The organism is Marinomonas sp. 63XJN7_9_ISO-PGPR-S23-217 (genome assembly GCF_056173515.1).
The window spans coordinates 1611965-1626687 of record NZ_CM149678.1; the positions used below are offsets into that span (position 1 = coordinate 1611965).

Below are 14723 nucleotides of genomic sequence, written 5' to 3' on the forward strand. Positions count from 1 at the left end.
TGTTAACCAAAGCGACCAGTGATGTAGTTCTTAGTGCGCTCTTCTTTAGGGCGTAGGAACATTTCATCGGTTTGTGCGACTTCCACCACTTCACCCATGTACATGAACACGGTTTTTTGCGAAACACGGGCGGCTTGTTGCATGTTGTGCGTCACGATAACGATGGTGTATTCATCACGAAGATCATCTAACAAATCCTCAATCTTGGTGGTGGATACTGGGTCAAGTGCTGACGTAGGTTCATCCAATAGCAGTACTTGTGGTTTTAGTGCAATGGTACGAGCAATGCAAAGACGCTGCTGCTGACCACCAGAGAGACTTTGTCCACTGGCGTGTAACTTATCTTTCACTTCATCCCAGAGTGCGGCACCGCGTAGGGCCTTTTCAATACGCTCATCCATTTCGCGGCGAGAGGGTTTTTCGTACAAACGAATACCATAAGCAATGTTGTCGTAGATAGACATTGGGAAAGGGGTAGGTGATTGAAACACCATGCCAACTTTCGCTCTTAATGCCGCTACATTAACCTTAGGATCAAGTATGTTTTCACCGTTAATGATGATTTCGCCTTTCGCTTCTTGTCCTGGGTATAAGGTGTAAATGCGGTTAAGAATACGTAGTAGCGTCGATTTACCACAGCCAGAAGGACCAATGATAGCGGTGGTTTCTTTTTTACCGAATTCTAAGTTGATGTTTTTTAACGCGTGTGAGTTACCGTAGTAAAAGTTTAAATCACGTACAGTAATATCAATGTCTGTCGTCAAAGTGCTTTGTGATGATTCAATATTTAGCATTTCTGAAGGAGTCATGGTCACTTCCACAATTAATGTTGTGAGTTTGCTGAGCGTAAAAACACGCGCGAAATAATGGATAGAACAAGGATCGTCAGCGTGATCAACAATGCGCCAGCCCAAGCAAGAGCTTGCCAATCAGGGTATGGGTTCATTGCAAACTGGAAGATCATTACCGGTAAGTTAGCAATAGAATGTGACATATCCGTAGACCAGAACTGGTTGTTTAGCGACGTAAACAAGAGTGGTGCTGTTTCACCAGAGATACGAGCTACAGCCAAGATCACCCCAGTTGTAATACCCACTCGTGCCGCACGATAGCTCACACTTAGAATAACTCGTGAGCGGCTTGCACCCAATGCATAAGCGGCTTCTCGCATACTGTTAGGGACTAAATTCATCATGTCTTCTGTGGTACGTACCACAACAGGAATCGCGATGATGGCAAGCGCAGCAGAACCGGCCCAACCAGAGAATCCTCCCATCGGGGCTACGATGATTTCGTAAACAAAAAGGCCAGCAAGAATGGAGGGTTTTGCTAATAAAACGTCATTCACAAAGCGAACGACAGAAGCTAACCAAGTGCCTTTGCCATATTCATTTAAATAGGTTCCAGCCAGTAAGCCAATAGGCGTAGAAACAAGCATGGCAACCCCTACCAACATTAAACTACCAACAATGGCGTTGGCTAAACCGCCAGATTCTCCTGGAGGAGGCGTCATTTCGGTGAATAATGTGGGTTTAAAGGCGGAAAACCCTTCATAAAGAAGAACACCACAAATCCAAACTAAAAACGCGAGCACGAATAACGTGGCCGCAAGAATTAGCATACGAGATACGAGGTTGGCAAAATGACGACGTCTAACGACTGCGTTCACGGTCAACTCCTAGGTTGAAATTCGATTAAGCATCATACGAGCAATGGCCAGCACGATGAAAGTGATAATAAACAACAATAGACCAAGTGCCATCAAAGAAGATGAATGGATTTCTGTATAGGCTTCTTGGAATTCATTGGCAATGGTCGAGGCTATGGTGTTACCTGGCGCAAAAATGGAAGCCGTAATACGGTTCGCGTTACCAATAATAAAGGTAACCGCCATGGTTTCACCTAATGCACGGCCTAATCCTAGGAAAATAGACCCTGCCAAACCAGTACGACAGTGCGGAATAATAATCGCTTTAGTCACTTCCCAATCTGTTGCACCAATGGCAAAGCCACTTTCTTTTAGTCGCTTAGGTACGGTATCAATAACATCGCGCATAACAGAGGCAATAAAGGGAAGAATCATTATGGCCAGTACAATGCCCGCTGTTGCCATGCCGATGCCAATGGCAGGACCTTGAAAAATGGTGGACAGTATCGGCACATTCTCAAACAAATTAATGATCGGGCCTTGAACGTAGTCTGCAAACATCGGGGCAAAGTAAAACAGTCCCCACATACCATAAATAATACTAGGAATGGCGGCTAACAATTCAATGGCAATGCCTAAAGGGTGACGTAACCATTTAGGCGCTAATTGAGTAATATAAATGGCAATGGCAAAGGCCAAGGGTACAGCTATTATGATGGCAATAGCGGAGGTGATGAGTGTACCAGCAATGGCGGGTAAGGCACCAAATTTTTCGGTAACAGGGTTCCAGGAGGAGGTCCAAATAAAACCAATACCAAACTGTTTTAAGGCTGGCCACGCACCAATGGTTAAAGACACAAAGAAGCCGCCTAAAATCATTAGAATGAATAAGGCAGCGCCAATAGAAAGCCATTTAAATGTTTTGTTAAAGGCTTCGCCGTTTAGAAAACGTGGAGGCCGCTGGAATTCACCAGCGGTCTCGGCATGCGCTTTCGTACGATTATTTACGAGCGTCATGTTGGTATTACTCATGTATTAAGAGCCCATGTAGACAGAGTGACCGTCAGCTTTTAGATCTTTTTTCCAAGCATCGCGAATCAATGTTTTCACGCTAGCAGGGAATGGAACATAGTCAAGTTTAGCGGCCGCTTGGTCACCGTTTTTGTATGCCCAGTCAAAGAATTTTAACACGGCTTTCGTTGCGTCAGGGTTTTTAACATCTTTATGAAGTAAGATAAAGGTTGCAGCGGTCATCGGCCAGCTCTTAGCACCAGGTTGGTTTGCTAGAATTAGGTAGAAGCCTTTAGCATGTTTCCAGTCTGCACCAGCGGCAGCTGCTTGGAAGTTTTCCATCGCAGGAGAAACGATTTTACCATCTTTGTTTTTCATGCGAGCGTAAGTCAATTTGTTTTGTAGAGCATAAGCATACTCAACGTAACCGATAGAGTTTTTCAACTGAGATACGTAGTTAGAAACACCTTGGTTACCTTTACCACCAGTACCTACTGGCCACTGAACAGAGGCATCAACACCTACGTCTTTTTTCCAAGCTGGAGATACATCAGCTAGGTAGTAAGTGAAGTTGAAAGTCGTACCAGAACCATCTGCACGGTGAACAACAGAAATGCGGCTATCAGGAAGTTTTACGCCTGGGTTAAGCGCTTGGATTTCTTTGTTGTTCCAACGCTTGATTTTACCTAGGTAGATGTTAGCAATGGTTTTGCCATCAAGAACAAGTTCGCCTGGTTTGATGCCCTTAACGTTAAGGATTGGCACGATGCCACCCATAACCGTTGGGAACTGCATTAAACCCGCTTTATCAAGCTCTTTTGGAGTAAGAGGTTTGTCTGATGCACCAAAGTCTACGGTGTTTGCTTTGATTTGCTTGATACCACCGCCAGAACCGATTGCTTGATAGTTTAGCTGAACACCTGTTTCTTCGTTATAAGCTTGAGCCCATTTTGAGTAAACAGGGTATGGGAAGGTTGCGCCAGCACCAGTAATTTGGTCAGCAGCGAAAGCAGACGTTGCCGTGATTGCGCTTGCCGCTGCACAAACAGCTAGACTTGCAATAATGCGTTTCATCAGAGTTATCTCCTAAAATCGTTTCAAATTGTCATTCGAGAACTAACATTGCAGCCATCATTTGGCGGCTTGTCCTAATAGCTTTATTTATCCAAGGACGCGAGTCTTCTTGAGTTGCCGTCCTGGTGATAAATAATGGATTTCTTTTGTGACAGTTTCATGACCGAATTGTCATATAGTGTCCGATTGAGAGAAAAAATTTTCGTGATCTTGCTATTTGCACATTACTGAGGCGCTTTTAAGAAGGGCTAAATTGGCAATGATGATTTTTTAACTTTTTGATTTTTAAGTGATTATTTTTTATTTGTCGTGTGGTATTTACTTTTTAAAGGAAGATTTTCGCTATCTTTGCATAAAAGTGTAAAAAAAATGCAAGTCAGTGTGCTGTTATGTTGCAAAGTTTTTTTGTCACAATACGGGCTTTTTTGATTCTATCTTAGTGGGATAATGATGCGTCTAGGCAATGATTAGTCCGTTACAAATGTTTCAGTTAGATATAAACTGATACAACTTGATCAAACCAAAACGGTTTAAAAAATAAATAAAGGAGAGGGTTATGACGCAGCGAGTTCAGCAAGGTAGCCTGCAGGTTGATGAGAATCTGTGGCGTTTAGTCAATGACGAGATTGCTCCAGAGACAGGCATTGACCCAGTGCAGTTTTGGCAAGGCTTTGAAGAGGCGATTTATGAGTTAGCTCCGAAAAATAAAGCCTTGTTGGCTAAGCGTGATGATCTGCAATCACAGCTTGATCATTGGTATCTTTCCCATCGAGAAGAAGAGCATGATGCCGAGGCGTATCGGCAGTTTTTAAAAGAGATCGGCTATTTATTACCAGAAGGAGCAGATTTTACGATTACCACGCAAGGGGTAGATCAAGAGATTGCTGAGCAAGCGGGTCCACAATTGGTTGTTCCTGTTAAGAATGCACGTTTTGCTTTAAATGCTGCCAATGCTCGCTGGGGAAGTTTATATGATGCTCTCTATGGTACGGATGCCATCTCAGAAGACGAGGGCGCAGAGATTACCAAAGCCTACAACCCGATCCGTGGTGAGAAAGTCATTGCCTTTGGTCGTCAATTATTAGATCAAGCTGCTCCTCTTAAGCTTGGTCGTCATGGGGACGTCACGTCTTATAAAATCGTCGGTGGTCAGTTAGAAGCGGTGTTGGCTTCGGGGGAAACCGCGAGCCTTGTATCACCCGAAAAATGCGTTGGCTACCAAGGTGAGGCAAATCAGCCAAGTGCGATTTTATTGAAAAATAATGGGTTGCACATTGAGATCCAAATTGATGGAACATCGCCGATCGGTCAAACGGATAAAGCGGGCGTCAAAGATTTATTAATCGAAGCCGCTGTGACCACCATTATGGACTGTGAAGACTCCATTGCCGCGGTTGATGCCGAAGACAAAGTAGAGGTGTACCGCAATTGGCTTGGGTTGATGAATGGTTCTTTAGAAGAGCGCTTTGAAAAAAATGGTCAGACGATGGTTCGTCGTTTGCATCCTGATCGCACCTACAAAGCCATACAAGAAGGCGAGACGATCACGTTACCTGGTCGTAGTTTGCTGTTTATTCGTAATGTGGGTCACTTAATGACAAGCTCTGCCATTTTGGATAAAGAAGGTAATGAGATTCCAGAAGGCATAATGGATGGCTTTATCACGGCTTTTGCAGCAATGCATGATTTAAATGGCAATACCACTCACAAAAACAGTCGTTCCGGTAGTATCAATATTGTTAAACCGAAAATGCATGGACCAGAAGAAGTGGCCTTTGCGGTTGAATTATTTGCGCGCATTGAAAGCGTGTTGCAGCTGAAACGTAATACCTTAAAAATCGGTATCATGGATGAGGAGCGACGGACGACCGTCAATTTGAAAGAGTGTATTCGTGCTGCGAAAGATCGAGTAGTCTTTATTAATACCGGCTTTTTGGATCGCACGGGGGATGAAATTCATACTTCTATGCTAGCGGGTCCTTTTGTTCCTAAAACGGTGATGAAGCAGCAAGCCTGGATTAAAGCCTATGAAGATTGGAATGTCGATATTGGCCTTGAATGTGGTTTGTCTGGTAAAGCGCAAATTGGTAAAGGTATGTGGGCCATGCCGGATGAAATGGCGGCCATGTTAGAGCAGAAAGTTGCTCATCCAATGTCTGGGGCGAATACAGCTTGGGTGCCTTCTCCTAATGGTGCTATTTTGCACGCCACCCACTACCACACGGTGGATGTGCGCGCTCGACAACAAGCGTTAATGAGCAGAGAGCGAGCCAGCTTAGACGATATCTTAACGCTGCCTATTATGACGAATCCTGGCGCTTTATCCTCTGCTGAGATTGAGGCGGAACTGGATAACAATGTTCAAGGCATTTTAGGCTATGTGGTGCGCTGGATAGATCAAGGTGTCGGCTGCTCCAAAGTGCCGGATATTAATAATGTGGCGCTAATGGAAGATCGAGCCACCTTGCGTATTTCCTCGCAACACATTGCCAATTGGTTAGAGCATGGTATGTGCAGTCGTGATCAAGTGATGTCGTCATTAAAGCGTATGGCGAAGATTGTGGATGAGCAGAATGCGGATGATCCGCTCTATGAGTCCATGGCACCTAGCTACAGTGGCATTGCCTTTACGGCGGCGTGTGATCTGATATTCAAAGGCAAAGAGCAGCCATCTGGTTACACTGAACCCTTGTTGCATGCTTACCGTATCGCGAAAAAAGCGACTCAATCAGCTGCATAACGCTCATTTTTCTAAACACTAGAAAAGAAACCCCTAAAAGCGAACCCAAGTGGTTCGCTTTTTCTTGGCTTGAACCTTATGTAAAAGCGTGATTCATGTGCAAGTTTGCTCTACAGTAAATTTTTAACCTTTGGAAAAGGATTTTTTATGCTTGTTATTGCCAGCATTGCGACCGCGTTGATTGCTTTGTTACATATTTATATCTTGGTGTTAGAGATGGCTTTATGGGACAAACCAAAAGGGATGAAGGTCTTCGGGCTGAAAAAAGAGTTTGCGCAAGCAACAAAAGTCATGGCGGCCAATCAAGGTTTGTACAATGGCTTTTTAGCGGCGGGCCTTATTTGGGGGCTAATCTTAACGACCTTCGAGCAAGCGGTTGCACAGGGTCAAGCCATTCAGATTTTCTTCCTATCGTGCGTGGTGGTGGCGGGTGTGTTTGGTGCGATCACATCAAGTAAAAAAATACTCTTTGTTCAGGGATTGCCAGGGGCCGTGGCATTGGTGTTGGTCCTGTTAAGTTGAGTCTCTTTTAGCTGTTTTAGCGGCTGACAGGGATGGTAAAGGAGACAAGCGTCGCTCGATTAACAAGAAGTCGCTATAATGGCGAAAATTTTTAATGGAGCTCTCTCTTGCATACGCTAGAACAACTGAATAGTGGCGAACTAAAAGGCGTTACCCGCCTTCAGCTTAGTGCTAATTTAACGGACTTTCCTGAGGCGATTTATGACCTAGCTGACAGTCTGGAAATATTGGATCTTTCTGGTAATCAGCTTAGCGAACTGCCTGGGGATCTCCACCGTTTAACGCAGTTGCGTGTGCTTTTCTGCTCAAACAATCTGTTTACGCGTTTGCCTGATGTGCTTGGACAATGCGAAAAGTTGGAGATGATTGGCTTTAAACACAACAAGATCGTTGAGGTTCCTGCCCGTTCGTTACCCAAGATAACTCGTTGGTTGATTTTAACCGACAATTGTATTGAAGCCTTGCCTGAATGCATGGGTGAATTGTCTCGTCTACAAAAGCTGGCATTGGCGGGTAATCGTTTAACATCACTGCCTGATTCTTTGGAAAATTGTCATAACCTGGAGTTGATTCGTTTGTCTGCGAATCAACTGACCGCGTTTCCAGAAGTATTGCTTACTCTGCCTCGTTTAGCGTGGTTGGCCTTTTCTGGTAATCCATTTTGCGCCGATAGAGACACACATGATGAGTTTAAGACGGTCGCCTATGACGATGTTGTTCTGCATAATTTATTGGGGCAGGGCGCCTCGGGGATGATATGGCAAGCGTCTTGGCGTCATAATCCATTTCTCTTTGCTGACACGGTGGCGGTGAAAGTTTTTAAAGGAGAGGTCACGAGCGATGGTTACCCGGAAGATGAGCTGGATGCTTGTTTGTCCGTTGGTGCCCATGACAATCTTGTCCGGCCACTGGCAAAAATACGTGAAGCTGCTTGCTCGGCTTTGGTTATGGATCTGATTCCGAGCGATTATGTTAACTTAGGGCAACCTCCGAGTTTGGCGTCTTGTACTCGAGACACTTTTACCCAAGGTCAGGCGTTTTCCAAAGCCACGGTCGATTCTATTATTGGGCAGATGCAAAGTTTGGTGTCGCATTTCAAGCAAAAGAAAGTCTCCCACGGGGATTTATATGCACATAATGTCTTGATCAATGCAGAAGGACATATCTTATTTGGTGATTTTGGTGCGGCCTCTAAATACGCCAACCTGCCTGAGCATCAGCAAAAAGGCATTGAGCGTATCGAGCAACGTTCTTTGGATTTCTTTATTGAGGATATGTTGTCGTTGGTAGTGTGAGCTAAGATGACTTAATAACGATAGACTCAGACATCCAACGAATAATAATTCGTTAGGCTGTCTGTTCTATGAGTGATATCTGCATATGGCTTATTCTATTTGTTTTATACAGGGATTGTTTTATACAAAGTATGCTATTAGCGAACACTGTGATAGCGAGGTAATCTATCCAAGCGTTTTCTTAGGACAACTTGATACAACTGTAAAGAGCGACTTCTGAAAGCACCGGCACAAATTTTTAAATAGTAGGACCACATACGATAGAAGCGTTCATTGTACTGGTCTTTCAGTTCAGGCCAAGCAGCGGCAAAATTCTGATGCCATGCCATTAAGGTTTTATCGTAATCGGGTCCGAAATTGTGTACATCTTCAATAACAAAGTACGGCTCTACTGATTCGCTGATTTGTTTCAAAGATGGAATCACACCATTGCGGAAGATGTATTTATCGATCCAGGGGTCGGTGCCATTTTTGCTTTGATCGCTGCCTATGGTGTGAAGTACAAATGTGCCATCTTCTTTCATTAAACGATGGGCTGTGCTCATGTAAGTATCGTAGTTTTTTGGGCCCACGTGTTCGAACATACCAATGGAAACCAGTTTGTCATACTGGCCCTCCATGCTGCGATAATCTTTTAGTTCGATATCGACGGGCAGGCCTTTACAGCGTTCATCCGCTAATTTCTTTTGCTCTTTCGAAATGGTCACACCAGTTACACTAACGCCATATTCTTTGGCTGCTATCTCGGCAAAGCTCCCCCAGCCACAGCCAATCTCAAGAACCGATTCGCCTTGTTTAAGCTGTGCTTTTTCACAGATTAAGCGCAACTTATTTAATTGTGCTTCATGTAGAGTCTTCGCTTCATGCCAATACCCGCATGAATAGGCCATTGTTGGATCCAGCATAGCTTGATATAAGTCGTTGCCAGCATCGTAGTGCTGCTCGCCAACTTGATAGGCTCTTTTCTCGGATTGTCGATTGAACAGGGTGGCCATAAGCCAGTGACGTAACACGACCCAGCGTCCTGTGACTTGCTCATTTAATTTGGCGCTGATGATGCGAGAAATAAACTCATCAACTTGCTCGCAATCCCACCAGCCATCTACATAGGCTTCACCTAGACCGAGAGACCCCTGACGTATGACTCTGTCCCAAAGGGCTGTGTTATGTACTTGCGGATCCCAAGGGTTTGGCCCATTAATGATAATGCCTGCTTTTGCAAGGTTGGTGGCCATCCATCGTTCAACAGGAGAGGAAAAAGAAGCTTTCGTGGAAGAATGTAGCGTTTGTTCGATGCTCTCACTGCTATGTGACATTGTGCTTTCTTCGTTGAGCTGTTCTGTTGTGGCACCCATTTAAATCTCCTTATCATACTGACTGATATGGTTTTATATAAATCGGAAACAATCTCTTAGATAATAATCTTTTGAAAAATAAAGCCTAGACTCAAGAATACTATTAAGATTATTGGTAAATCTTATCAAGTTGAAAAATGTTAATAAATGGCGAAAAAAGCAAGCTAAAAGCAGGGATCTTCTTTTATACTGCCAAAATGGCATCTTTACGATTTATTTAAAATCCTTTCTAATTGCACGAAAGCATAAAATTTGAATAAATAAAAGAGGTGTTTTCGAGGGAGGGTACGGTTCTTGTTGTGAAAAATAGCGCATTTGTACAGACAAATGCGCTATGGGTGAAGGGACTGTCTAGTTGCTTCTATCTATTTGCTTTACGCGCTTAGAGACTGCTTTGCTGTGGCGGTGAGTTTGATGGTCTCATCGCACGCATTAGCCAGTTCGACACCTTTTTTAACAAAATGCTGTTTGTAGTAGTTAGAGTGTTCATCATGTTCATGGAAATGATGGGGTGTTAACACCGCTGTTAAGACAGGAACTTCTGTTTCAAGTTGGACTTGCATTAAAGCGCTACAGACCGTTTGAGCGACAAAATCGTGGCGATAAATACCACCATCCACCACTAAGGCGCTGCCAGCGATTGCGGCATACTGACCACTTTTGGCTAATAATTTGGCTTGTAGCGGGATTTCATAGGCACCTGGCACAGGGATAATATCAATGTTGTCTAGGTTATAACCACGGACGGCCATTTCTGTTTTAAAGCCTTCAAGGCATTTTAAAACGATGTCGCTATGCCAAGAAGCATGGATGAAGGCAATACGTTGCTTTGCTGGATTGAAGTCTACGACATTCGTTGAGCTCTGATTCATTTTTTACTTTCCTAAAAACGAGTGAATCAGGGCGAACGGACAGACAAATAACTCATACAATGAGCTATCTCTAATAACAATAGTTGCGGTTGGATTCTACTGAGTAGATCCAAGTATACATTGACTATATAAACTTTGTCTGACGCGCTCTCTATCATCCGGACTATTACCGTCGGCTCTGGAGTCTCACCAGATCTGCTGACCTCAGTATTGTCTATGATAAACATAACAAATACTGAGCGCTCGCGGGCTTAGATTGTCTCTATACCGCCGGTGGGGAATTGCACCCCGCCCCGAGAACGAAACCGGATACATCCGGGTACCTGAGAATATACGGATTTCATGGTTTTTTGCAAAGAGATTGATGGTAAAAATGTTGATCTATCCACTTTGTTTGACATTTCCTGTGTCCGTAGAAGGCAGATATGTACTGTAAATAAACGCTATGTTGTAGTGGTTAACCTCTTGGTCAGCTATAATTTGTTCTGTGTTAGTGACAGTCGATAAAATCGACGTTAGCAATCAGCTTACCTGACAGGATACTTGTCCAGTAAGCTTAAGATGGGCTTTAATACACAGTAAACAGGGAGTTTGGCATATACCAAACTGCAGGATTTTATGAGTGGCCATGAACACGTGAGCCAAAGAATATGAGCGGAGTCTCTATGCGAATCAAGGTGTTTTCGATACGCAACAGTATGATGGTGTGTTTAATGTTGGGGCTAACGGCGTGCAGTACGCCACCACCTAAGCAAGTGAAGGATAATGAGGTGTCTCAGATCGATACCCAGACGAATGTCGTCCATTATCTTTGTGAAGGGGAGCCTATGGAAATTCAATTTCATGGTGAAGAAGCACTGTTGAATTGGAAAAACAAACATTATCACTTAACTCAAGCGATCAGTGCTTCCGGCGCCTACTATTTGGGAGAAGATGTGTCTTTTTGGTCTGAGAAAAATAAAGCCGCCATCGAAATTGACGATCTTAAAGAAGTGAAATGCCAACTTATTCGCGTCGAATCTTAATTCGACGTTAACCTTTTTTCTGCTGTTAAGTAGCGGCTGGCTGTCTCATGCTTGTCCGATTCAGTTGTGCTTTGTTGTAGACGCCTCGTCGGCGTTACTTACCTGAATATCTCTCACGATAAAACGGAGTCTTTTCATCCCGTCTCATCCCCATCAGGTGTACAATATGTCCTATTTACCCTTGGGTTTCACTCAGTTACACAAGCGCTCCGTGCTCTAAGGGCGCTTATTGATAGAGTGCGTGTGGTAGTGAAGTGTGCTTGACGATAACGAAGAGATGTAATGAGCAAATTATTTGTAATGGGCATGGGGCCTGGTGACCTTGGTTTGGTTGCTCCCAATGCTACAAAAGCGCTATCCGCATGCAGTGATTGGGTGGCTTACGGTTATTATTTGGATTTATTAGGTGAGCTGAGCGCGGGTAAAACGTTTCATAATTTGCCGTTAGGTGAAGAAATTGGACGGGCGCGTTTGGCGCTGGATCTGGCCGCGCAAGGTAAAAATACCGCATTAATTTCCAGTGGCGATATTGGTATTTATGCCATGGCGACCTTGGTATTTGAATTGCTGGATTGGCAACTGCAGGGCAAAGAGAACCATCCTGAATGGCTGGACGTGGACATTGAAGTCATCCCAGGCATTTCCGCTATGCAGGCGGGAGCCAGCCGCGTAGGCGCGATGCTGGGGCACGATTTCTGCACGATTTCATTATCAGACTTACTCACCCCTTGGGAAACCATCGATAAGCGCTTGCATGCTTGTGGTGCGGGTGATTTTGTTGTGTCTTTCTACAACCCCGTTTCAAAAAAACGCGATTGGCAATTAAACTACGCCCGCGATGTGTTACTGAAGTACCGTCCCGCGAGCACGCCTGTGATGATTGGCCGTCAATTAACACGCCCTGAAGAAGAGATTACCTTTACCACCTTGGGCGAACTGGATGCCAAAGACGTGGATATGTTTACCATGGTCAGCGTCGGAAATTCTGACTCCAAACACATCGTCAATGGTGAGAAACATTGGATATACACACCTCGCGGCTATTCTAAGAAGCTTTAAGCTGGTGAAAAGATAATAAGGGAAATACATGACGGTTTACTTTATTGGCGCAGGCCCAGGCGACCCAGATTTGATGACGGTAAAAGCCGTCAAAACCATTGAGCGCTGTCCGATTATTCTCTACGCGGGCTCTTTGATTCCCACACAAGTGATTGACAGCGTACGTGGCAGCGCCGAAGCGATTTATGATACGGCACAAATGAATCTGGATGAAACCACTGCCGTCATCGAACAAGCCGCCAAAGAAGGCAAAGATGTGGCCCGCTTACAATCTGGTGATCCCGCTTTGTATGGGGCAATTGGTGAGCAAATTCGCCGTCTTGAAGCCTTAGGCATTGATTATGATGTCATCCCAGGGGTCAGCGCCGTGGCAGCCTCGGCGGCGTTGCTTCGCAAAGAGTTAACCTTATCGGGTGTTTCTCAAACCGTTATTATGACGCGCTATGAAGGCAAAACGCCGTTTCCGGAACGTGAAAGATTGCCCGCTTTAGCACAAAGTGGGGCCACCTTAGCCATTCATCTTGGGGTGACGCGTATCCATAAAATCGTTGAAGAACTGCTTCCCCACTATGGGGCGGATTGTCCTGTGGCCGTGTGTTATCGCACCAGTTGGCCAGACCAAGATTATGTGGTGGGCACCTTAGCGGATATCGTAGTGAAAGTGCGTGAGAAAAAATTTACTCGAACCAGTCTTATCTTAGTGGGCCATGTGTTAGATACTGACGACTTTGCCGACTCTTACCTTTACGATAAAGGCCAGGCACACATTTTTCGAAAAATTCACCGTCAACGTGACCCTAAAAAATAACAGCAAGGATTCCTTATGCAGCTCAATAAAATCCCAACAACCATTGTGACTGGCTTTTTGGGCAGTGGTAAAACAACACTATTATCGAATGTATTAAAGCAAGCCGCAGGCAAACGCATTGCGGTGATTGTCAATGAGTTTGGAGAGTTGGACATCGATTCCGATCTGCTTCGCTCTTGTCCTCTGGACTGCCCTGAGGGGGTGGAAGAGGGTGGCCAGCGTAGCGATGATGGTTTTTACGAATTAGCCAATGGCTGTATTTGCTGTACGGTAGAAGAAGAGTTTCTTCCCGTTATGGAGCAGCTTGTTGCTCGCCGTGGTGATATTGATCATATCCTGATTGAAACCAGTGGCTTAGCGTTACCCAAACCTTTGGTTCAAGCGTTTAACTGGCCGGGTATTAAAGAACATTGTACGGTCGATGCGGTTATTACCGTCGTCGATGGTCCCGCCGTTGCGGCAGGGCGTTTTGCCCATGACGAAGAAAAAGTACAAGCACAGCGCCAAGCAGACGACAGCTTAGACCATGACCCAAGTTTACAAGAGTTATTGGATGACCAGCTGAGTGCTGCTGACTTGGTGGTGGTCAGTAAAAACGATTTACTGAACGATGAAGAGCGTGCTCGCGTGCAGGCCATTATCGCCCATGAAGTACCAACAACGGTAAAAACGGTCTACATCGAAAACGGCGAAGCGGCATTGGATATGTTATTGGGTATCGATGCTGCCACCGAGAGTCGCATTGATGACGTGCATAATCATCATGATCATCATCACGCTCATGGCAAGCATCATGATCATGCCCACGATCATTTTGATTCATTTGTGGTGTCCCTTGGTGAAGTGTCGTCAGACCTATTGCAAGACACGCTGACGCAACTTATTGAAGAGTACAACATCTTCCGTGTAAAAGGCTTTGCAGCCGTTCATGGCAAGCCAATGCGCCAAGTGTTTCAAGCCGTTGGTACTCGTTTGGATCGTTATTTTGATCGTCTATGGCAACCGGAAGAAGTGCGTAAAACGCAGTTGGTGTTTATTGGCAAAGGTATTGAAAAAGAGCGCATTGAGAATATTTTGCATGATGCGATGAGCGCTTAACCCCCTCCCAGCCTCCCCCTTGAAAAGGGGGAGGAGCTAGATATACCCACCCTTGCTAAGGGGGAGAAGCTAGGTAGCGAGGCTTCTCATTCCCCTATTTGCTAAGGGGGAGCAGCTAGGTAGCGAGGCTTCTTATTCCCCTATTTGCTAAGGGGGAGAAGCTAGGTAGTGAGGCTTCTCATTCCCTCCCCTTGATAAGGGGAGGGGGAGGGGTTA

The 14723-nt window shown here is 44.9% G+C and carries 13 protein-coding genes and 1 riboswitch; of the genes, 7 read left to right on the forward strand and 6 right to left on the reverse strand.

Annotation, left to right across the window (positions count from 1 at the left end; translation table 11 throughout):
• Nucleotides 1-2: 2 nt before the first annotated feature.
• From pstB to pstS, 4 genes are read right to left on the reverse strand one after another with little or no spacing between them, the layout of a single operon-like run.
• A complete protein-coding gene (gene pstB / locus AC0VYI_RS07485) occupies nucleotides 3-809 on the reverse strand; it encodes a phosphate ABC transporter ATP-binding protein PstB (RefSeq protein WP_199476165.1) in 807 nt (268 codons plus the stop codon).
• Nucleotides 810-823: 14 nt separating this feature from the next.
• Entirely contained in the window at nucleotides 824-1669 is an 846-nt protein-coding gene (gene pstA / locus AC0VYI_RS07490; RefSeq protein ID WP_325097280.1) for a phosphate ABC transporter permease PstA, read from the reverse strand.
• Nucleotides 1670-1678: 9 nt separating this feature from the next.
• Nucleotides 1679-2665, reverse strand: a complete 987-nt coding sequence (pstC, locus tag AC0VYI_RS07495; protein WP_475448372.1) for a phosphate ABC transporter permease subunit PstC — start codon at nucleotides 2663-2665, stop codon at nucleotides 1679-1681.
• An 18-nt stretch (nucleotides 2666-2683) separates the two neighbouring features.
• Entirely contained in the window at nucleotides 2684-3733 is a 1050-nt protein-coding gene (gene pstS / locus AC0VYI_RS07500) for a phosphate ABC transporter substrate-binding protein PstS (protein WP_199476167.1), read from the reverse strand.
• A 556-nt stretch (nucleotides 3734-4289) separates the two neighbouring features.
• Here pstS and AC0VYI_RS07505 point away from each other — a divergent pair.
• The 3 genes from AC0VYI_RS07505 to AC0VYI_RS07515 all read left to right on the forward strand — a co-directional run bounded on the left by AC0VYI_RS07505 (nucleotide 4290) and on the right by AC0VYI_RS07515 (nucleotide 8290).
• Entirely contained in the window at nucleotides 4290-6473 is a 2184-nt protein-coding gene (locus AC0VYI_RS07505; RefSeq protein WP_475448374.1) for a malate synthase G, read from the forward strand.
• Between the two features lie 147 nt (nucleotides 6474-6620).
• Complete coding sequence (locus AC0VYI_RS07510; RefSeq protein WP_475448376.1) at nucleotides 6621-6995, forward strand: DUF1304 domain-containing protein; 375 nt, start codon at nucleotides 6621-6623, stop codon at nucleotides 6993-6995.
• 107 nt (nucleotides 6996-7102) lie between these two features.
• Nucleotides 7103-8290: a leucine-rich repeat-containing protein kinase family protein gene (locus AC0VYI_RS07515; RefSeq protein ID WP_475448378.1), complete on the forward strand. Its 1188-nt coding sequence runs from the start codon at nucleotides 7103-7105 to the stop codon at nucleotides 8288-8290.
• A 137-nt stretch (nucleotides 8291-8427) separates the two neighbouring features.
• Here AC0VYI_RS07515 and cfa read toward each other — a convergent pair whose 3' ends face one another.
• Entirely contained in the window at nucleotides 8428-9645 is a 1218-nt protein-coding gene (gene cfa, locus AC0VYI_RS07520; RefSeq protein ID WP_475448380.1) for a cyclopropane fatty acyl phospholipid synthase, read from the reverse strand.
• A gap of 374 nt (nucleotides 9646-10019) precedes the next feature.
• Nucleotides 10020-10517: a 6,7-dimethyl-8-ribityllumazine synthase gene (locus AC0VYI_RS07525; RefSeq protein WP_475448382.1), complete on the reverse strand. Its 498-nt coding sequence runs from the start codon at nucleotides 10515-10517 to the stop codon at nucleotides 10020-10022.
• Nucleotides 10518-10659: 142 nt separating this feature from the next.
• A riboswitch (FMN riboswitch) is annotated at nucleotides 10660-10822 on the reverse strand.
• 360 nt (nucleotides 10823-11182) lie between these two features.
• On the opposite strand from AC0VYI_RS07525, the gene AC0VYI_RS07530 reads away from it, so the two are divergent.
• The 4 genes from AC0VYI_RS07530 (at nucleotide 11183) to cobW (ending at nucleotide 14507) form a co-directional block, all read left to right on the forward strand.
• On the forward strand, nucleotides 11183-11542 hold the full coding sequence (locus AC0VYI_RS07530; protein WP_199476173.1) for an MliC family protein: 360 nt from the start codon (nucleotides 11183-11185) through the stop codon (nucleotides 11540-11542).
• A gap of 282 nt (nucleotides 11543-11824) precedes the next feature.
• Nucleotides 11825-12601: a precorrin-3B C(17)-methyltransferase gene (cobJ, locus tag AC0VYI_RS07535; protein ID WP_475448384.1), complete on the forward strand. Its 777-nt coding sequence runs from the start codon at nucleotides 11825-11827 to the stop codon at nucleotides 12599-12601.
• A 28-nt stretch (nucleotides 12602-12629) separates the two neighbouring features.
• On the forward strand, nucleotides 12630-13409 hold the full coding sequence (gene cobM / locus AC0VYI_RS07540; protein ID WP_199476175.1) for a precorrin-4 C(11)-methyltransferase: 780 nt from the start codon (nucleotides 12630-12632) through the stop codon (nucleotides 13407-13409).
• A gap of 15 nt (nucleotides 13410-13424) precedes the next feature.
• Entirely contained in the window at nucleotides 13425-14507 is a 1083-nt protein-coding gene (cobW, locus tag AC0VYI_RS07545) for a cobalamin biosynthesis protein CobW (protein ID WP_475448386.1), read from the forward strand.
• Nucleotides 14508-14723 lie beyond the last annotated feature (216 nt).

What these genes read in the sequence shown, in the direction of transcription:
- pstC (WP_475448372.1), bottom strand. Translation starts at nt 2,665, where the DNA reads ATGACGCTCGTAAATAATCGTACGAAAGCGCATGCCGAGACCGCTGGT.
- AC0VYI_RS07530 (WP_199476173.1), top strand. Translation starts at nt 11,183, where the DNA reads ATGCGAATCAAGGTGTTTTCGATACGCAACAGTATGATGGTGTGTTTA.
- AC0VYI_RS07510 (WP_475448376.1), top strand. Translation starts at nt 6,621, where the DNA reads ATGCTTGTTATTGCCAGCATTGCGACCGCGTTGATTGCTTTGTTACAT.
- AC0VYI_RS07505 (WP_475448374.1), top strand. Translation starts at nt 4,290, where the DNA reads ATGACGCAGCGAGTTCAGCAAGGTAGCCTGCAGGTTGATGAGAATCTG.
- cfa (WP_475448380.1), bottom strand. Translation starts at nt 9,645, where the DNA reads ATGGGTGCCACAACAGAACAGCTCAACGAAGAAAGCACAATGTCACAT.
- pstS (WP_199476167.1), bottom strand. Translation starts at nt 3,733, where the DNA reads ATGAAACGCATTATTGCAAGTCTAGCTGTTTGTGCAGCGGCAAGCGCA.
- AC0VYI_RS07525 (WP_475448382.1), bottom strand. Translation starts at nt 10,517, where the DNA reads ATGAATCAGAGCTCAACGAATGTCGTAGACTTCAATCCAGCAAAGCAA.
- pstB (WP_199476165.1), bottom strand. Translation starts at nt 809, where the DNA reads ATGACTCCTTCAGAAATGCTAAATATTGAATCATCACAAAGCACTTTG.
- cobM (WP_199476175.1), top strand. Translation starts at nt 12,630, where the DNA reads ATGACGGTTTACTTTATTGGCGCAGGCCCAGGCGACCCAGATTTGATG.
- cobJ (WP_475448384.1), top strand. Translation starts at nt 11,825, where the DNA reads ATGAGCAAATTATTTGTAATGGGCATGGGGCCTGGTGACCTTGGTTTG.
- cobW (WP_475448386.1), top strand. Translation starts at nt 13,425, where the DNA reads ATGCAGCTCAATAAAATCCCAACAACCATTGTGACTGGCTTTTTGGGC.